Origin of the sequence: Bacillus cereus group sp. BfR-BA-01355 (genome assembly GCF_022663675.1) — a bacterium.
Classification (GTDB): Bacteria; Bacillota; Bacilli; order Bacillales; family Bacillaceae_G; genus Bacillus_A; species Bacillus_A thuringiensis_S.
On sequence record NZ_JAKUFY010000390.1, the window covers coordinates 1 to 274 of the forward strand.

Genomic DNA, 274 nt, shown 5'->3' on the forward strand with positions numbered 1-274 from the left:
TAGAATCGGAACGATTTTGTATTTACTCTTTTTCACCTTTGTAGAAAACACACTTTTCGCATCTTTAATTGCTTGATTTTTCACCGCACTTGGGATATTGGCCTCAATATCCTTTGTACTTTTCTTCGTGCTTTTCTTTGCTTCAACCATTTCAGATACAAGGGCATTAATGACTTTTATATACTCGTGGCTACTTTGTTCCAATAGCATGATTTGTTCTTTTGTTGGAAGCAATTTAACTTTAACCGTGATGGTTTGTGGCACAAGTTTCACC

Annotated in this window: 1 pseudogene; it reads right to left on the reverse strand. The window is 35.8% G+C overall.

Features of this window, described 5'->3' with window-relative positions:
* Positions 1-264: pseudogene (locus MR167_RS32195) on the reverse strand (RNA-guided endonuclease TnpB family protein); the annotation flags it as partial.
* Positions 265-274 lie beyond the last annotated feature (10 nt).